The 18,448-nt window shown below is 55.0% G+C and carries 12 protein-coding genes; 8 read left to right on the top strand and 4 right to left on the bottom strand.

What is annotated here, in order from left to right:
• The first annotated feature begins 2 nt into the window (after positions 1-2).
• Entirely contained in the window at positions 3-1,334 is a 1,332-nt protein-coding gene (locus G5S37_RS13180) for a hypothetical protein (RefSeq protein ID WP_165204605.1), read from the top strand.
• 262 nt (positions 1,335-1,596) lie between these two features.
• Here the strand turns inward: G5S37_RS13180 and G5S37_RS13185 are convergent, their stop codons facing one another.
• From G5S37_RS13185 to G5S37_RS13200, 3 genes are all read right to left on the bottom strand, one after another.
• Entirely contained in the window at positions 1,597-4,050 is a 2,454-nt protein-coding gene (locus G5S37_RS13185) for a DUF3987 domain-containing protein (protein WP_165204607.1), read from the bottom strand.
• A gap of 428 nt (positions 4,051-4,478) precedes the next feature.
• Complete coding sequence (locus tag G5S37_RS13195) at positions 4,479-5,312, bottom strand: hypothetical protein (protein WP_165204611.1); 834 nt, start codon at positions 5,310-5,312, stop codon at positions 4,479-4,481.
• Positions 5,309-6,769 (bottom strand): site-specific integrase, encoded by a 1,461-nt coding sequence (locus G5S37_RS13200; RefSeq protein ID WP_165204613.1) that lies wholly within the window; start codon positions 6,767-6,769, stop codon positions 5,309-5,311. The genes G5S37_RS13195 and G5S37_RS13200 overlap by 4 nt, the downstream gene beginning before the upstream one ends.
• A 1,410-nt stretch (positions 6,770-8,179) precedes the next feature.
• On the opposite strand from G5S37_RS13200, the gene G5S37_RS13205 reads away from it, so the two are divergent.
• From G5S37_RS13205 to G5S37_RS13220, 4 genes are all read left to right on the top strand, one after another.
• Positions 8,180-8,668 (top strand): hypothetical protein, encoded by a 489-nt coding sequence (locus G5S37_RS13205; protein ID WP_165204615.1) that lies wholly within the window; start codon positions 8,180-8,182, stop codon positions 8,666-8,668.
• Between the two features lie 100 nt (positions 8,669-8,768).
• The gene (locus G5S37_RS13210; protein ID WP_165204617.1) at positions 8,769-10,727 is read left to right on the top strand and encodes a hypothetical protein; all 1,959 of its coding nucleotides are present in this window, start codon (positions 8,769-8,771) and stop codon (positions 10,725-10,727) included.
• 53 nt (positions 10,728-10,780) lie between these two features.
• Positions 10,781-12,454 (top strand): ATP-binding cassette domain-containing protein, encoded by a 1,674-nt coding sequence (locus G5S37_RS13215; RefSeq protein WP_165204619.1) that lies wholly within the window; start codon positions 10,781-10,783, stop codon positions 12,452-12,454.
• On the top strand, positions 12,451-13,323 hold the full coding sequence (locus tag G5S37_RS13220) for an alpha/beta hydrolase (RefSeq protein WP_165204621.1): 873 nt from the start codon (positions 12,451-12,453) through the stop codon (positions 13,321-13,323). The genes G5S37_RS13215 and G5S37_RS13220 overlap by 4 nt, the downstream gene beginning before the upstream one ends.
• 28 nt (positions 13,324-13,351) lie before the next feature.
• Here the strand turns inward: G5S37_RS13220 and G5S37_RS13225 are convergent, their stop codons facing one another.
• Positions 13,352-14,887 carry an HTTM domain-containing protein gene (locus G5S37_RS13225; RefSeq protein WP_206026433.1) on the bottom strand — a complete coding sequence of 512 codons (1,536 nt, stop codon included), beginning with the start codon at positions 14,885-14,887 and terminating at the stop codon, positions 13,352-13,354.
• A 288-nt stretch (positions 14,888-15,175) separates the two neighbouring features.
• Between G5S37_RS13225 and G5S37_RS13230 the strand changes: the two genes are divergently transcribed.
• The 3 genes from G5S37_RS13230 to G5S37_RS13240 are packed head-to-tail and all read left to right on the top strand — an operon-like array spanning position 15,176 to position 18,266.
• Positions 15,176-16,453: a hypothetical protein gene (locus G5S37_RS13230; RefSeq protein ID WP_165204625.1), complete on the top strand. Its 1,278-nt coding sequence runs from the start codon at positions 15,176-15,178 to the stop codon at positions 16,451-16,453.
• Positions 16,450-17,742, top strand: a complete 1,293-nt coding sequence (locus G5S37_RS13235) for a PDZ domain-containing protein (RefSeq protein ID WP_165204627.1) — start codon at positions 16,450-16,452, stop codon at positions 17,740-17,742. Before G5S37_RS13230 ends, G5S37_RS13235 begins: the two co-directional genes overlap by 4 nt.
• Positions 17,739-18,266: a hypothetical protein gene (locus G5S37_RS13240; protein ID WP_165204629.1), complete on the top strand. Its 528-nt coding sequence runs from the start codon at positions 17,739-17,741 to the stop codon at positions 18,264-18,266. Before G5S37_RS13235 ends, G5S37_RS13240 begins: the two co-directional genes overlap by 4 nt.
• Positions 18,267-18,448: the final 182 nt, after the last annotated feature.

Genomic DNA, 18,448 nt, shown 5'->3' on the forward strand with positions numbered 1-18,448 from the left:
CCATGAGTGGTCCCAAAGTCATCAACATTGAAGCTGTTCGTCGCCGGCAGAAGCGCGAAAGTCTCGCTCATCTCCAAAAGCTGCAGTCTGCCCTGGCCCAGTGCGAACGCTGGCAAGAGCTGCCTCAAGCGACTGCTGTAGTAGATCGCCTGCATGAGATGCGGGACGCGGAACAGTGGGAGTCGCTTTCCCTTGAAGCAGCCAGGCAAAGTAGCTTCTACGAAGATGAGGCTCAACGCTTGCGCCAGCAACACGTGGCTGAACAAGCCGCTGATCTGCGCCGCGTGCATCGACTCCGGCAAAGCGTTGCCCAGATGACTGCGCATCTAGAAAAGTTGCCTCCCTCGCTGGAGCGAGAGCACTTGATTGCCCAGCTCAATGCTCCGGACGCTTCTGCCCAACAGATGGCACTCAACGATACCCTGCAGTTCATAGAACAGGATCACCGCGACGAAATCACCAGCCGGATGCGCGAACTGGCCGCTGGACTGATAGCTCCCGAGGCGGTGATCTCGGCTCTTCCTGACCTGCCCGCTGATCCCCAGGAGCAACGGTTGGAAAAATGCTGGAATCTCCTTGGAGAACTCTCGGTCTTCATGGACGCTGTAGACTTGGAATCCCTCACCGCAAAGGCCCGGAGTATTGCCGCTGCTCATACCGACCAGCAAACGTTGCTTCTCGATTCCCTTGCGCTGGAACTGTCCACTTACCTGCAAAATCGTCGAGCCTCCCTCGCTCTCCGCTCCGAATTGGAACTTCTGCTCGCTGAGTTGGATGAAATCCACTCTCCTGCAGCCGCAGACTGGAAGAAGCGCATTGCCGCCGCCCTTTTCGAGTCGAGTCCGTTGGATCCCATCCGCGCTCTCGCACAAGAAGCACGCTCTTGGGTCGAGCAGACGTTCGCCGAAGAAACCCGACAAGAACAACGCGCCGCCGTCCTGCGTGCGCTTGCCGCCACTGGCTATGAGGTCCGCGAAGGCATGGCTGCCGCTTGGGTGGAGCAAGGTCGCATGGTGCTCCAGAAGCCCGGTGAGTCTGCTTACGGAGTCGAACTCAGCGCCCCTGCCCTAGGTAATGCCGTCCAGACCAGAGTGGTGGCCTTTTCCCCATCAGGCCGTGACCCGCTGCGTGATCGTGAAGTGGAGGATACCTGGTGTGGAGAATTTGAAAAAGCCCGTGATGCGTTGAACGAGGCTGGATTCAATGCCAGCCTTGTCCAAGCTCACCCTGCGGGAACCATCCCACTCAAAGCTGTATCTCCTTCGTCATTTGACCAAAACGCTCATCACAGGGGAGAACCATCAACCGTCACAAAGGGAAAGTTGATAGGATGAGGGGAAGAATTGCAATCGCCGGAGCCAGCGGAAAGACCCGAATGCCCGGGGTACGTGTATCGCCAAGGGGAGAGTGAACTAGGAGTTTCGGAGCAGCCGCCTCGAATTTTCTTTCACTTGGTCTCGGCGTCGTCGGCTGCTTGATGAGCCATTACCACGTAGCTGGGAATCAGCTTCCTGCTCTCCTGGTTCATCCCTCTTCATCCATGACGATGAGATTACCGAGCGACCATTCGTAGTGAAGATGTCGAAGGCCGTCATCTCATTCGGGACCGGACGCATCGCCCCGAGCAAGACGTACCACCTCGGCCGGTCGGCCAGCGTCTCCGGTACGCCTCTTCTCAAATACCAGACAATCGGGAAATTCAGTGGCCAAAGCCTCGACCTCCTTGCGCTCGATCCCATGATTCCGTAGCAAGGTACGCAGCGTTGCTTCTTTCCCTGGATGGGAATCCAAGGCGCGTCTCAATCGTTCCAATCTCTCCTGGCGCCGCTCATGACGAGTTGCGCCAAGCAAGGCCACCTGCTGGTTTGCAAACCACTCGGCGAGTTCTACCGCGTTTCTCGCAGTCTCAACGCTGAGAACATGACTTGAGGCGTCGCGTCCATGTTGAGCGGCATGCAAGTTGACTGCAAGCCGCAATGCCTGCTCCGCCCACCTTGCTGCGTAGATGCCGATATCGCTCAGCGCCCCGCCCGTTTTGGAAGAATCTACGATGCGATTCCTATATGCGCGGAACACCTCAGAAGCCTCTACCGAAAGACGAATCACTTCGGTTGCCATGCTTCCGCGGAAGGCCTGTACAAGCTCCTTCACTAGCGCGTCCCAAGAGCTGAGAACATCGTCCGGCATCTGCGGCCAAACTTTAGGCTCATGCCGAGGCTCGGCACGTGTGTTGACAATCAAGAAGCGAGGTAGCAAGCCACTCTCTGTCATGTTCGTGTCGCCAAGCATCCTTCTTGCTGCGTCCGGCTGGATCATCCACAACACTGTCAGGCAGGGTCTTTTCAGGAGAACGGGCACTCTGGTAATGCGGTGAACTTTGACGGACTCTCCTGAGAACGCTGACAAATAGACGCTTTCATCGCCGACCCTCCCGCTGTTGTATCGGCCTGCCACCACATCAACTACACCTCTCGCCTCAGGGCTCATTGATGCGATTGTCTCGTTTGGCGAATCGGCCAAAAGGTTCTCCAACGCCGCTTGAGTCGCATTTGCCGTGCTCCATGCCGGCTCACGCAGGCGTGCCTGCAATTCCTCCACCCGTTGTTCCAGCTCTTTCAAGTCGGCACATAGCTCCTCACGTTCGGCCTTGGTGGCGCACGGGCGTCTCAGCGCCTGCTTTTTCTCCTTCTCCAGAAGTGCGAGTTCCGCTTTGACCGCTGGCAGTGTTTCTTTCGTCCAGGTTTCGAGGGCTGCATGCTCCAAATTTCTGAATGACCTCGACATGACTTCAAATGCCTGCCCCTTACCCGTGCCGCTTGCCGCAATCGGTAAAATAAACAGGTTCCCGCGAGTTCGTCGTCCAGCGCCATTCGTCAATTCCAAACCTGACCCCAAACAAGCTGACAACACAGCGAGCGCACAACTTGCAGCCAGCTCCACCGGAACAAGGGAGTGCTCGGCCCCAGCTTCCACCATGTATCGAATGCGTCCAGGCAGGCAATCCAGCGGGAAAGCGGCAATTCCGGTGTCCTCTCCGTTGTCAAAATCTGACAATTCTGCCGAAATCATATCCCCATCTAGTTTTGTCGGATTTGTCAGATTTTGGCACAAGGGAACGGGCCGTTGTACTACCACTGCGGATTGTTTCGCTATGTGCGCCAGCGTCTTCGTCTGTTCCATCCCTCTCGCCCTCAGGACGTCATTCCAATCTTTTTGATCACTGGGAAGCTCTGCTCGCCAGACCGACCTCACTGACGGGGGAAAGATAGCAGTCATGCCCGCAACCCACTTTTCCGATGCAGCAATTCCGTGCTCCGGTGAATCGCGTTGAGGCCACAAAGTCACCTCTGTCACGCCCCCAAACAGCTCCGCAATATCCGGGTTCACCGCCGCGCCACGGGTAACAATAAATGGCTCGGCCAAGGTCTCACCAGTCCAGCTTCCGGCAAACAACAGCGTTAGCGCATCCCACTGCGATTCCGCTACATGAACACGACTTACGCCGGACAGCTGCTGCTCGCCGATTAGCAACGGCATGTTACGCCCAGGCTTGTACCACGCGCGGCTAGGGCCTTCTCCAGGCCACGCGAATACGTGCCTTCCGATGACTTCACCTGTAGGACCATGAACCGGGAAACAGATCCGGCCCTCGTATAGACCGATGAGACCGTTCCGCGCAAGCATGATGCAAAAGTTCATCTCCCATGCTCGCCATTTGGCGAGTCTTTCAAGGGCACTAGGATTCCTCTCAAGTCGGAGATGGTCTTTCTGCCAACTCAATGGCACTACCCGCTGAGGACGAACAACACTGGCTGGAGCTGCCGGTGCAGCGTTGGAGCCAACTCCAGCGAGCTGGAAAATACGCTGGCGGTGCTCCATCGCGTCGACCCCGGATCCCGAAAAAACCACACATGCAAACCGACCATCAGGAAAAATTACCAGATGGTCGCCGCTCGCGTCTTTTCCCAATTCATTGCAAGCGGGGCATTGTGCGATCACCTTATCGGCACGCGGCCTCAGCTTCTGCAGTCTCTTATGATTGAGTGGCATCGTACGCATCCTTCCGGTTGCGCCGGCGACGAGCTTCGACTATACGGGAGCAGGTACCAACCGCAGCCGGATGGGCGAAAGCTCACCGGCTTGTTTCTTACAGCGATGTCTGCTGTTCAAATCGCAGCACTTCGGAGAGAGGAATCCGAACAAGCCTTCCGTTCTTTTGGGCTCTCAGGTGACCATCCCGCACGCGACGCCGCACAGTCAGGACGCAGCAGTTCCAGCGTTTAGCGATTTGGGCAGCTGTCAGGGACTGGTCTTCCTGAGGTGCAATTTTTGATGCGGGATTTTCGTTCATAGGCCTCGTGAGCTGTTTTGATTGCTCCAGTGGCCTGAAGAACTATCACGCATTCCGGGGTGCGCACCAATGATTGCTCGATATCGACGGCGGACGTAATGGTTTACAACTGCCTAGGTGTTGAAAATCAAGGCGTTGGCTTTTTAAGCAGGGGTATTCCAAGTATTTGGCAGCGGCGTTCTATCTCGCGCTGCCGATTTGGGGTCTTTATATCTTTCCACTTGGGCACAAGGTCGCTAAATTTTTTCCCCAGGATCTTCTTATCGAACTGCTGCCAGTGAAACGGAGGGAATTCTCGCGGAAAGTGAGGATCCAACATGAGCACCAGTTTTCTCCAACGAGGTGCTCCAGCTAGATCGGGCCTCCTGCGGACGACTTCCCCCATTCGAGCATCGTTTACGAGCATGCCGTGCGCACGAAGGACCGCCTGCTGCGCTCGTGATAGTTTGCGAGACGTGCTCGCGGGTAAAGACTGAGAGCGGTTGTCTTCAAGGATGCTAATGAGATGCCTGAAGAATTCAATGTCCTTGCCAGCAACTGCCGCGATCATTGACCGTACGAGCATTGCCAGGTCACCCTCTTTGCGTTTGCAAATGCGCTCAATTCTTTGTCGAGCGTGCTCGTCGTGCGAGGTAAGACCGTACTTGCCCAGGTATCGCTCGAAAGCGGATGTGACGTCAATTGAGATTGTGACCTGCGTTCCAGTAGGGAAGTCATTCGATGCATAGTCGTCCTGTAGTGCGGTTACCCAACTCAAAAGTAGCGGATGTAGGTATTGGCCGTGCCTAGTCCGTACCTTCTCCCACTCTGTTGAAGAGGCGTCTTCCGTCCCAAGCCCCCATCCGAGCACCACAGGGTTGAACTTTGGCCTGGATTGTGAAAGATCCATGCGCTTGCGTCTTGCCGTTTTGTTTGTTGAAACATTGCGCGAGGTGCCTGCTTTGGATTTCGGCTTCTTCATGAAGGTTTTGCTTGTTGCCCAACACTTTGCAGTTGCGCTGGAGAAAGCGGCGATACGTTCTCAGGTTGATTGTTGCGGAGGAGCTTGCCCAATCCCGCGCTAATCGGCTTTTTCTTGTCGGTGTAGAACTGCTGAGTTGTACGGATGTCCGCGTGCCGAAGTACCTGCTGAGCGGCGTAGATTCCCAGATCGCTTGCCAGAATAGAGCCGAGTTCTTTGCGCAACTCGTGAAGTTTCTTACGAGCCGAGATGCCCTTGGACTCCAGCCACTGGTACAAGCGCCGGAAGTCTTTCTCGCAGCGGTAGTTTACTCGTGAGATGTGGTATCGAGGTGGATTCTTGGACTCGATGACGAACTCTCCGGTGCGCTGACCCTTCCACGCGCGGAGCAACGCAACAAGCTCCGAATCTACGTCTACCGCGGCGATGCTGTCCTCGCTCTTTGGGTGGAAGTGTTCGGTGGCTTCAATATTGATCTTCGCAGCATTGAGATCCACTTGGGCCCAGAGCAACGAATCAATTTCTCGTTTCCGCAGGCCACACATCATGGCCAGGCAAAAGATGCGGAACGGCTGAACCATGGAGGGATCCTTAGCGAGCTCCGTCTGTGCGTCTGCGACGAGTTGCGGTGCCTCGATTTTTGACTGATACCGGCTAGTGCCGCGTTTCTCTAAACTCACCCCGGCGAAGGGTAGGGGAGATGGGAGAGTCAGTTTTGAATGCACATGCTTTAGGGCCTTTTCGCTAAAGAGTGAGCGGGCGTTCCTAAGGTGGGAGTTCACGCTATTGACCGCGCGCCGGCGAGCATCGGGCGCCGTTCCTCTTTTTTCGACATACGAAAGCTTCCACCGTTGCACGTCGCTCGATGACAACACGCTCAGCGTAATTGCGTCTACTTTGGAAACCCAGGCTTTTCGCCCTCCCTTCTTGTAGTCGAATCGGGACATGAGAATGGGACGCCCCTTTTTGTCTTTCAGAAGAGCCCCATCTGCCCCCATGGCCGGCTGATCACCGATTTCGGCGATTTCGCTGGCGATGAGGCGTAGAGCCTGCACGTAGACGCTGAAGGTGGAGGAACGAATTCCGGCCGTAGCGCGCACTTCCTCCACTAGCTGGCCAATGTTGGCGATCTGCTCCGACTTGACTGACTGGGGTTTGAATTGCTTGAGCGTCGCTTCCCACCCCACCGCCAAGAGTGACAGGTAAACTTTCTGAGCCTTCGCCGCAGCCGTCTGTTTGACCGAGGTTTCCAAGGGGAAGCGCATCCGCCGACCGCGGAACGCGATCTGGACTGAGAAAAAGGGGCTGACGTAGCCATCTCGCGGCGCTGACTTCTCGACCCGGTTCTGCCAATATCGCACGTCCGTTTTTGAAATCTTTGCTTTGGACTTCGTCACCTCCTCACTGGCGTTCGGGCGAGTAGTGTTGTGCATTTGTTGTGCAATCTCGCTGCTCATTCTGGTTCCGCAGAGTTCTCTTAAAAATACTCACGATGACGCTGATTCCCTTGTAAAATGGCCCAGAGGACGTGTCACGAGTATTTTTAAGGCATCTCAAAGAAACATGCTGGCTAAAGACTACGGATCAGAAGGTTACACGTTCGAGTCGTGTCGGGTGCACTTTTCCTCCATTGGTTGAATACCGGGTGGATCCAGCCTTTGCATTGGCTGGGAATGCGCCGACCTAGAATATGCGTACGGAAGCGTGAGAACATCTTTCAATGTTCCTTGCCATTAGGTGGCGATACTCTGACCGCTATTCTCCCGCCCTCGCGACGTAGCGAACACGATCTTAAAAATCCATCCGGTTAGCGGAACATGTGGCTGAGATGTTGACGACATCTTTTCTTCCAGCAGAGCAATCGGGTCGGCTGAAGGACACCGGGGCCGCCGCTCTGCCAGCGTGGATTCAGGTCCGCATGTTTTCAAAAGGTCAATCAAACAAGACCCGCGAAAAATTTCGCCGAAGTTGGAGGCCTAAGTGCCGGTTCGTCTAACACGCCTTTACACCCACATTGAATGGGCGGAGTGAGGAGCCGATATGCGTGGATATGTGTCGTTCAATGCACCCGTGTGGAACGTCGTTCGGTGCTTTGAGTTTGTCAGGACTCAGCTGCTTCATTTCCCGGTCCTCCAAATCAAATCCGGTAAATGGTTGCTTAAAGATGGCAGGGGTATTTCTCACTAAACGAGGTGCGCACGTTGACAAAACAACGGCTCCTATCAGCATTTTAGTCGCGCAAAAAGACTTTCCCGCTATCAAAGGTCCCGTCTGATTGAAAAAAGTCGCTGGTGTGACTCTAGGAATGATAGGGATCCCTGTCATTTATGGTGATGGCGCCGTTTCCCTTGGCACGAGTTCAACGCAGGCGGAAACAACGTGCGCCGCCCCCACTCAAAACTCCCCCGGCTAATTAGAGTCTGATCGTGGAGTTCCCCGGGATTCTCATTTTCACTGATGTGAATAAGGCGTTGTGGCTAACGTTCACACCCGAGGGTAGTTCCGACAGTGCTCCTAAACTTGAGGATTGTAGATCGCCTGAGTGCGTAAAGGAGCGTTTACTAATGCGAAGCCTGTCGCCACATCGTAGGGCGAGGTTGCCTATGATATGAAGTGGAGTGGCGAAGGTGGCGAGTGCTCGGGAACACCAAGTCTGAATGTCAGATTAGACGGAAAGACGAAGACGCCCGGCGTGACGTATGAAAGCTAGTTCCGGCCAAGGTGACTGAATTGTGGCTCAGGAATAGATGGTCTGGAGCAGTGATTAACCTCTAGGTTGATAAAAATACTTTCTGAGCTCCGGAAAGTATTGTAGAAAATGCTGCCCGTGGATGCTAAATCCCTTATTGTGTAAATCGAAAATCCAAATGGATCAACCACCCATCGAATCTGAATCGCAGGCGTACTATCAGGCGCCGCAGTCGGTAACTCCGCCGTTTGCACATTATCAGGCTGGCCTGCAGGCTCGCCGCTCCGGTGTAAACCCGGCCATTTGGGCAGTGGGCGGGGCTCTTGGAGTCCTGCTCCTTCTGGCCGCAGGGTATTATGTGATGAACTATACGCGCGATGAGTTCCGCACTTTGAATCGCTTTCCGGTGGAGGAGTTCATGGCTGACTATGAACGTGTCCTTGGATCGCGGTTCAAAGCCAATGTGGTGGTGGACGCGGAACTCGGAGGTACCATGTCTGAAGGCCGGTTGTATTCTTTCCGCGAGGAGAGCACGCAGAAAAATCTGGCGGTGGTAGTGCCACCGGACCAGAACCAGATGATGTTCGTCAAAGGGCAGACTTACACCGCAGAACTTGAAGTAGGAAAGGGAGGAATCATTTATGCACGTCGCTTCCAGAAGAAATAAACTCGTTCTTGTAGCCCTTGTCTCTGCGGGAGTTTCCGGACTTTCTGCTCAACAACCTGCTACCGGTCAGGGTGGGCCAAACGGAGGTGCACAGCAGCCTGTGGGCGCTCCCCAGGCAGCTGCACCAGCGGGAGCTCCTGCGGGCGCACAACCGCAACCGGGGGCCAATGGTGGCGCTACAGGAACGACGCTGAACTATCTCTACCAAGGCAAGCCTGCCGATGGCTCCGCTGCGAACGGCAGTGCCAATGCCATGGACGGCCTGAGGCGGAAGGGAGAGGCCATTGATATGCTAAGTGGGGCGGAGAATATGATTCCGCCAGAGCTCGAAAGTTTCCTCAACTCGGCTGAAGTGTCCGTGGACGAGGTGAAGAAGTATGAGCAATTGTTTAAAACGACGGTGAACATGCTGCGTGACAAGCGGCAGATGGGGGCTGCGGTAGAAAATCTCTATAGCTTGAGCGAATATCCTTGGGATGCCGGCATCAGCCGCATGCTGGCCAACCGCGTCATGGCCTTCTGCGATATGCGCAAGGGCCAGGCAGACCTGGATGTGGTAAACCGGGAACTGCTAAACAGGGTGAGGACCTCCAGCCGCAATGCTGATATGATTTCCGAAGAAGTCTGGCGCAAGGAGCAAGATCGCGCCCGGGTGGATTCCAACAGGGCCCGCATTCAGAACCAGAAGCAGCAGCAAAACAATTCCAACGATAAAAACTCAAAGGCCTTCCTGCCGAGTCCCAAAGAAGCTCAGGAAGCGGTCAATGGGGTGATGGGCAAACTGCAGCTCACGGAGGAGTATTTCAACTCGCTCGATGCCCGTGCTCGCATGAAGCTGAATGAAAAGGAAATGGAGGAGCTGGAGAAGAAAGCCAAGGCGGACTTCAAGAAGTTCGTCGATGTGCTTTTCCAGGGGCAGAGGCACTATCACGCGCGCATTGCGGCAGACTTCTACCGTGTGCTCTTTGGCGACGGCGATCTTCCTCCTGAGTTGGCTGCCCAGGCGACGGCTTCTTCGGAAATCATCCGCCAGACGGAGAGTGATATCGAGGTATTCAAATTCAAACTGGAAGGCAAGAAGGTGGCGTCCGCGTCCAAAATCCTTCGAGAAGCCTTCTTCCGCTCGCAATATCATCCAGCTCTACAGACCGTGTTGCTCAGGCAAAAACTTCCCGTGGCTGGCTATTATGAGGAGCTCCAGAAAGTGCAGGCGATGATTGAGGCAAAAGACTTCGTCAGGCTCGAGGTCGCTCTGCAGAATATTGAGCGCGATGCGGTGGATTTTGATGGCACCAAGCCCCGTGCTTTGGTGGAAGGCGTGAAGCGGGAAAGCCAGATGCGGCTTGGCATGGCCAAGCTGGCTGCGCAGAATGGGAATCTCGACAAAGCTATGGAGGAATTCCGTGCGGCCGCCACCGCGTGGCCGGGCAATCCTGACCTGGAGAAGGCTTCCCAGCAATTCTTTGCCTCACAGGACATGAAGACCCAGGGCACGGATGATTTTGATCGTGCTATCAAAGACCAGAACTATCGATTGGTCTTTGAAAACCAACTCCAGTTCGCCGGCGCGGTTCACGGGAATGCACAAAAAGAAGAGCAACTCAAGAAGGCATTGGAGAAGGTGAAGGCCGCAGAACTGGCCTATGAAAAGGCCTCCTTGCTGGAGCGCAGCAGGGACCCCTTTGGAGCGTGGGAAACGCTGGAGATCGCCTCTGAAGACTGGCCGGAAGACAGCAAGCTGAACAGGATGCGTGCAGACATCGCCGTGCGGGCTTCGGAGTTTGTGGCGTCCATTTCACGCGCACGTGAAGCTGAGCAGCGTGGCCAGGACGGATTCTCCCTCACCTGGTATCTGAATGCGCAACGTCAGTATCCGCCGAGCCAGCTCGCGAACGAAGGTATTGATCGTTTATCGGATGCCGTGCTTGGCAAGGGGCCTCGCCCAAGCGAGAAAGCGCGTGGGACGTCCGCTCCGTCTGCAAGCCGGTCCAGCCGTGATAAGGACGGAGATGTCGACAAGGACGCAGGCGCCGAAGTGGCCAAAAGTTCCGAGAAGTAATCGTCCGGAATTATCGACGCAACGAGGGTATCTGAGGCTGACTGCGTATTCACATGGCGGGTATTCGTGCAACCCATCTTCACCTTGCCGCGCCCAACGACGCGAACCGGCTGCTGCTGAATGATCTTACATTCACCATCCCCAGCGGTACGTTCGCGGTCATTGTAGGACCATCTGGCTGTGGCAAGAGCACTCTCTTAAAGACCCTATGCGGATTGCTCGCACCCACGGCGGGTGAGGTCACCGTGGCAGGCAGCGATCCGGCGCACCTTCGCAGTGGATTGCCTTTGGCGATGGGATACCTGCCGCAATTCGCGGCGTTTCACGAGACGCTGACGGTTCAAGAGGTGCTGCGCTATGCCATGAAGCTGCGGTTACCTGGCGCCGTGCCTCATGAGCAGAGAGAGGCGTGGCTCGCCAACGTGATTTCCCTGGCAGGGTTGGGCGGCTTGCTGCAGCAGCGCATTGAGACGCTTTCAGGTGGGCAACGTCGGCGCCTGGCGCTCGCGGAGGAGCTTATTGGTGACCCACAGATTCTGTTCCTCGACGAGCTGACCAGCGGGTTGGATCCGCATGCAGAACTGGAAATGATGCAGTGGATGGCCCGCCTCGTCCAACAGACAGGCAAGACCGTGGTGCTGGTGACTCATTCCATCACCAACCTTCATCAGGCCGGAATGGTTTTGTTTCTCAACCGGGGGAGCCTGCTCTATTCAGGTCCACCGGATGGCGTGCTTGAGTATTTTGGTGCGGAAAACTGGGAATCCATCTATGCGGCTGCGGATCATTATGCTCCCTTCCAGGGTCAGGGTGGGGAAGCGCAGTTGACACCGGAGGCGCCGGAGGTGCTACGCACGGCGCCGCCTGCGGGCATGGTGCGCCAGTTCGTGGCGGTGATGCACCGGCAGGCGACTCTCTTCTTCAGGGATCGAGGCCAGCTGGTGCTGCATCTGTTGCTGCTGATATCCTTTCCCCTGCTCGTCGCTGTCTTTGCCTCCAGCGGTTTGCCGGCGGTGAAGAGCCTCTCGCTGAAAATCGAGACCAGTGTGGTGGATAGCCTTGTGGAGCGCATTCACTATCTGAAGGAGTCCTTCCACGTGTCTGCACTGGTGGCCGGCCTCAGCATGTTTCAGGTCATCCTGCTCACGCTTATGGGTGCGAACAATGGCGCCCGGGAAATCGCCAAGGAACGGGATATCCTGCAGAAGGAATTGCGCGCGGGTCTTTCGCCGCTGGCCTATGTATGGACGAAGCTGGTGCAGGTACTTTTCCTGAGCCTGCTGCAGAGCGCCTGGATGACGTGGTTCGTAAAGACCAAGTGCGGCTTCCCCGGTGATATGGGGGCGCAGTTTCTCATCCTATTCCTGGCCACGGCTGCCATGAGTGGTACATGCCTCATGTTCTCCGCCCTGGCGAAATCCCCGGAGCGAGCTTCGCTCATGGCCATCTATCTGGTGGGTTTGCAATTGCCTCTCTCCGGCGCGGTGCTCGCGCTGCCTGAGTGGTTGACTTTGATCACGCGCCCTTTTATTGCCGCCTATTGGGGCTGGAGCGGTTATCTTCGCACCTTTGAATCCTTCCGCCACTATGATGTGGTTCAGCAGTCCACCAAGACGACCATCGCCGCCTATGACGTGTGTTGGGTGATTCTCGCCTTTCACCTGGTGGTCAGTGCCTTGGTCACTTGGATGGTGCTTCTGCGCAGCAAAACCCGCCCCAGCGTATGAACTCACGGCTCATCCTACGCCTGTCGCGCACTGCTTCCAACATTGCCTCTGCGCTTTTGCTACTGGTAACCGTGGCTGGTGCGGAGGAGCTCCCGGCCATTAGTAGGTTAAGTCTTCCCACCAATGAGTTTATCCAGCGGGCAGATTTCTACTATGTGAAGCCGTCTGGAACGCCGAAGGCGGTGCTGGTGTTGTGCCCCGGGAAAAACGGCAATGGGGAGGGGTGGATCAAGGATGCGGTCTGGGCGAAGTTTGCCGCAGAGCACGACCTTCTGTTGGCTGGACTCTCCTTCGCCTCAAAAAGCAATTATCCACTTCCGTGCTATTCAGATGCTCGGACAGTGTCCGGTGAGCTGGTGCTGGAAGGCATCAAGCAGGCGGGTGGGGAAGGCCTGCCCATCCTGATGTATGGATTCTCAGCCGGTGCTCGGTTCACGGCGTCCTTTGTGGAGCGTTATCCGGACAAGATGCTCACCTGGTGTGCCTGCGGGGTAGGGCAGTGGATTCCACCGCTCAAGGAATCCAAGCCACCCGCGGGCATCGTGGCTACGGGCGAGTATGATGCCGGCTGCTTCTGGGCATCCCTCCAGTATTTCCAACAAGGTCGACAACTCGACCGCGAGTGGACCTGGGTGAGCGCCCCCAAGGTGGGGCATCAGCGTAGCAAGGAGCTGGAGGATTTTGTGCGCGAGTACTTCGCGATGCGGCTGGCCGGGATTGGCCAAAAGGAGGCGGCAACGAAATCTGAGTGGCGGGATATTGATACCAAGAAGCCGCTCACCACGATATCCGCCCAAGAAAATCCCATCTTTGCAACCAGCATTCCGGGGGATTTGGGGGTGAGTTGGGAAAAACTCCATCATCCTTGAGCGCTCGAGTGGGGCCGGAAGAAGGGGATTATTGCTGAGCCTTCTTGCCGGCAGCTTCTTGTTCCTGCTCCCAGCGCAAATCTCCCTCAAAGTGAATGCCGCCTTTCGAACCTTCGTCATTGAAGGGATAGACTTTCACCCGGCGAGTCCCATCCTCCGGATGATAATGGTCGCGTAGCATGTAGAAGAGTTCGAAGCTGCGGACTTTCGTTGTGTGGTTGTTGTTCCACTCGCGTACAGCATATTCTGCGTACGCGCGAATGAATGGACCGGAACGGACAAGAAACATCCCGTGAAGATGTTTGTGCCAACGCGCATTTTTGAATTCCGAGGCTATGCCTGAACGAGGATGCTCCCAGGACACTGGAACTCCTCCATGCAGAGGGTCGACTATCCTGCCATCTTCAAGAACCGCCCGACCTACATACCAGCCATCGCGGGTCGCCGGACGAGGTGCGAAAAACTGCCAATTCTGGGAGAGACCGATCCAGTGGCCTGGGATTTTGAACGAGGCGGGAAAGCTTTTTGAAAGCCATGTTGGATAGAGCGTGGCGGCATTCCACCATACGATGTAGAACAGAAATACGCAAACCAACACAGGAGAACACAGGTCAAAGTATGAGCTCCGCAATTCCTTAGGGGTAGGAAATTGGCTGTTGGTTGTTCTCGGAACTCTCAAAGTCGCGCCAAGCTTGGATGCAAGCCAATCCCAAAAAGGACCCGGCAGGAAGAGGAGCCAAGCGGCGCCGCATGTCCAGGGGAAAATCCCGAGTCGCATGGTCAATCCAATGCCCGCTAGATGGAAGAATTGGAAGGCAAACACAGCGAGTGTCCTCGCTATCCAGTAGCGGTTGCCAAGCAAGGCGATGATGGGGCCCAGTTCTTCCAGCCAAAGGGTTGCTGCGGTCAGGAACTGCAGGAACGATGGAAATTGAAGGGCTGATGCTGCCAGCGGTTTTTGAAACGACTCGATTGCAATGGCAAGTTGAACGGCAGAGCCCTCTTCTCTCCATACGGGATCGCTTTTGAAAAGTGCGGTCGCCCAGTACATGAGGCAAATTTGCAACAGCAGCGCTCGAGAGGGCCAGCCAGTGATGGTGTGACCCGGCGAGCGCAATCGAGCCTGCCTCCACGCCATACCAGGGAGAAACAAACTCCAAAACAGCAGGACACTAATAAGTGTGTCCGCACCCATATTCACTCCAGGAAGGCGGTTCTGCACTGAAGTGACGAGCAGTAGGCAGCATGGAAGCGCCAGGCGTGTGCGCCATCCGACCGCCAGCCAGAACCCTGAGGCACAGGTAAGCAGCAGCATCAAGGCGTTGAAGAACACACTGCCATCGAGAAGCTGAAATGACCACAGCCATGGGGTCGCACCAATCTGCTTGAAAGCTTCTGCTCGGGGCCAGAGCCCGTCGTCCGAATAATGGGCTCGCACATCGGCCAGACGAAGCAGCATGTCAGTGGCGATAATCAGCCCCAAGGCAATGCGAAAGCACGCTAGGGATCTGGTGTCGATGCTTAAGGAAAATTTAGGGGTTGTATAACGGTTTCCGATCGACATTGCAATGAAGTGGGCCAATATCAATGGATACTCAAACCAGAAAAGTGATGAAAAATCTTATTAAGTTCTCCCTGGCGACCGCTCTTTTGGCTCTTGCGCACTATGGATTCCATGTGGCTGCTGCTGTGAGGCACCATCACAGCCACGAAGTCGGATATACAGATTCCTCGACCTCGAGCAGTAACTCTTGCAACCCGAGTACTACTACCACCACCGGGGACTAGTAGAGGTGGCTTCCGTCACTATTTGCGGGGTTGAATTATGTGGGTTGCTAGGGTTTTCACGTCAATGTGTGCCATCGTGGTCTGCGCAGTAGCGGCCTCGTTGGCACATGCTGCCGACCCTTACGTCTTTCGATATTTAGATAACGCTTTAGGTTTTGCGGATAAGCAGGGCAGCCTCTGCAATTGGTGGAATGCTGATGAGAAAATCGTGCTCGACGGCGAGACAGAGTTGCCGGTCCGCTTCCTATTTACGAGCAGTCAGAGGAATGTGGCTGACGGTTGCTTGGGACATGGTTGGTGGTTTCCTTTGTTTGAAAGCACTGTGGTGCAAAGCGACGAGGGCAAGGTCTTGATGCATGCCCCAGGAGGCTTCGTGTTCCATTTGTTGCAAGACGCCAAGAATGCTGACAAATATGCATCGCCGGACGGGTTGATGGAAGGGAGGCTCCTATCTGGTGACGGGTTTGAAGTCAAGGATCACAAAGGGGGGTGGGGATTTCGTTTCCACAAAGGCAGATTACAGGAAGCTGTAACTCCGACGGGTGACGAACTGCGCTGGATCTATGAGGGCACGCGCGTCGTGAAGCTTACCTCGAAGAAGAAGGGCGATCTCATTACGGCGCGATACAATCAAGAAGGTCTGCTGGAACGTTTCGACCTCACCCAGAGCAAGTACTGGACACAGTTCGGGTATACTCAGTACCCGTTGATGGCTAAAGTTCTGGAGAAAGCCGTGCCAGTGAGGATGGTACAGAGTGTGGGTGCAGTGAAGGCACCTGGGTTCGATGGCCGAATTAACTATGAGCCCGACACCGAGGCAGAGTCGTTGGCGATGAAAGTCAACTATGTGAGTCAGGCCACAGGCAAAAAACTGACGGAGAACTACAGCTGGGACTTGAATAGTGGGCATATCCTGACTGATCCTAGTCACACCTACACACTCACCTTCCCGGAGTCTGTCGGTGCGGGTCCTAGCAAGGTCGTGCGTACGGACGCGGCCGGTAAGAGCGAGAGCTACTCTTATGACACGAAAACTGGAGTTTGGGAGCACCTAAAGAAGAGTGGCGCAGTTGATAGGTATCACTACGTCTTAACACCCGGGCCAAACTATGGCAAGGTGCGTCGCCGAGATCTGCTGAAAGCGGGTTCAGACTCCGGCTTTTTGAAGGTATATGAGGCCTCGTGGGACAGCGCGGGAAGGACTCTTCGTGAAATTGGAGAGAATTATTCTGTCACTTGGCAATACGGACAGGACGGCAGTGTCGTTGATTGCACTGTGGTTGACTTGACTACGGGAAAAAGGACCTCGGTCACGAATATGTTAAAAACGATTGTTCCATGAGTCACAAGCTGAAGAAACATATGAGGAGGGTTTCCGTCGATGATGGTCATCATGAATCGGCCGGATTTGCGCGTATCTCCCTTGCGAGGTTTCTGGTCCATACTTGCGTAGTGGGATTCGTAGGAGCGAGCATCTTTGGCGGAAGTGTCCTGCATGGGCAAACGCCCACAGATAGCAAGCCAGCAAAGCCTCAACCGTCGCCGCGTGGAAAGCTGGAACTCAAGAAACTGCCGATCGAAGTTCCCAGGCTGGACGCCTTGGTTGACGGATTGGGAGTGCACAGCAAATATATCGTTCAAACTGTCAAGGAGGTGTTGCCATCCACCAAGACGAGCCCAGGAGGAGTCCGCACTACGAGACGTATTTATGAACGGGCTACAGACTGTCTGATGGTTGAGAGCTGGCTCAACTCCAATGCCACCGAGGTTTCCAACTCATCGACAGAGAAGGGGGAGGTGGAGAAGATCCTGATTTTTGAGAAGGATGCCTTCTATTCTTGTAATGCCAAGGGGATCTGGACAAAGCTGCAGAACTTTGCTGAGGTGCGGTCCGATTTGAGCACAAGCACTCCATACGGAGGTTCGGTACACATATTTGAGACTCTTTTCGCAGCGCCAGTCTTGGGCCTCAAAATTGAAAGGATAAAGAAGAGTTGCCAGGACGTCATGAAGGAAGTCGCGGCCAATCCGAGCAAGATGAGCCTGATGGCTGATCAGGTCGGAAGGGCGACGGATCTGTTGATGGCATTGCAAGAGAGGCCGATTCGACTGAAGGATGCTGAAATGATGCCAATGCTGAAGATGCCCAGCAAAGGCTCCGAAACTCTGATCACATTCCTCCCGGAAAACGACAAACTGATCCAATCCATCAGTTTGACGCGAAATGGCAGGCTTGCAGGCACATGTGAGAACCTCTTTCTCAACGAGGTGGTGGACAAGCCCACTCGACCGGATCAGATTTCGCGACTCCTATCACCGACGCTGGCATCAGGTCAGAACAAAAAAACAACAAACTTTGAGGCTATGGAGCGGGAGTGGCGCGCTCTGCCGCCCGATCGGAAGGCGGAAACTCTTGGGGCTGTCTTGGTTCCCTCTGCAAAGGGCCTCAAAGTTTTGCAGGTGTTTCCTGAGTCCAATGCAAAATCTATGGGGCTGGTTCCCGGGGACGAGATTGTCGCCGTGGATGGGGCTGCCGTGAGCGACATTTCAGCGCCGATGGCCATCAAAATGTTTGTAAATAAAAACGTAGAGTTAACACTCGCAAACGGAAAAAAATACATAAAACCATGAAAGAACATTTCCGATTCAATTCCTCTATTTGGTCAGTGCAAGCAGCAGTGCTAGGTGGCTTGGTATGCTTTGGCGGCTTACTGCAGGATGGCCGTGCGGCCGATTGCTCGGGTGACCAAGTGATACCTCCAGCAGATGGCAGTGCCCATGTGGAGGACATTCCTGCCCAGGTGATTATGGAGGTTCAGAATAGTTCAAGTTACGAAGGGTGTATCGCAGGGGCGTTTACCATTAACGATGACAACTTTGACTTTGTGGACTATGTCACTTCTGGACAGGAGAGTGAGCCGGTCGAAGATGATTCATGTGCGTCCGGGTACAGGGTGTATGCCTATGACTCGGTGTATTCTATTGGTTGGTACTACTATGAGGGCGACGTCGAGATGCGTGATGAGGATTCTGACTGTCCGAAGTGCGATGAGAAACCGAGTGTGTCGGTCTCGGGCAGTATCGCGGCGCATTCGGGACCAGCTACGAATATGTCCTCCGCCACTCCATGCGGATGCGTTCCGATCTGGGCATAGCCTCCTTAGTATGAAGAAGTAGTTTGGATGCGAGGGAGGAGGGATGCTCGGACCGTCGCGCGTCTTCCTCCATCGACATGCGAGGTTTAGCTCAAGGGAGCAGCATGGGAAGATGGATAAAGTGGGTACGAAGAATTTATCTACCCTGAAGGGGCGATTCTCCGCTGGCGCTCGATTTACGA

This window comes from Roseimicrobium sp. ORNL1, from assembly GCF_011044495.1.
GTDB lineage: Bacteria > Verrucomicrobiota > Verrucomicrobiia > Verrucomicrobiales > Verrucomicrobiaceae > Roseimicrobium.

Bases quoted from the DNA above. Each gene is read 5' to 3' on its own strand.
- G5S37_RS13180 (WP_165204605.1), top strand. From the start codon at position 3: ATGAGTGGTCCCAAAGTCATCAACATTGAAGCTGTTCGTCGCCGGCAG.
- G5S37_RS13185 (WP_165204607.1), bottom strand. From the start codon at position 4,050: ATGCCACTCAATCATAAGAGACTGCAGAAGCTGAGGCCGCGTGCCGAT.
- G5S37_RS13195 (WP_165204611.1), bottom strand. From the start codon at position 5,312: ATGAAGAAGCCGAAATCCAAAGCAGGCACCTCGCGCAATGTTTCAACA.
- G5S37_RS13200 (WP_165204613.1), bottom strand. From the start codon at position 6,769: ATGAGCAGCGAGATTGCACAACAAATGCACAACACTACTCGCCCGAAC.
- G5S37_RS13205 (WP_165204615.1), top strand. From the start codon at position 8,180: ATGGATCAACCACCCATCGAATCTGAATCGCAGGCGTACTATCAGGCG.
- G5S37_RS13215 (WP_165204619.1), top strand. From the start codon at position 10,781: ATGGCGGGTATTCGTGCAACCCATCTTCACCTTGCCGCGCCCAACGAC.
- G5S37_RS13220 (WP_165204621.1), top strand. From the start codon at position 12,451: ATGAACTCACGGCTCATCCTACGCCTGTCGCGCACTGCTTCCAACATT.
- G5S37_RS13225 (WP_206026433.1), bottom strand. From the start codon at position 14,887: ATGTCGATCGGAAACCGTTATACAACCCCTAAATTTTCCTTAAGCATC.
- G5S37_RS13230 (WP_165204625.1), top strand. From the start codon at position 15,176: ATGTGTGCCATCGTGGTCTGCGCAGTAGCGGCCTCGTTGGCACATGCT.
- G5S37_RS13235 (WP_165204627.1), top strand. From the start codon at position 16,450: ATGAGTCACAAGCTGAAGAAACATATGAGGAGGGTTTCCGTCGATGAT.
- G5S37_RS13240 (WP_165204629.1), top strand. From the start codon at position 17,739: ATGAAAGAACATTTCCGATTCAATTCCTCTATTTGGTCAGTGCAAGCA.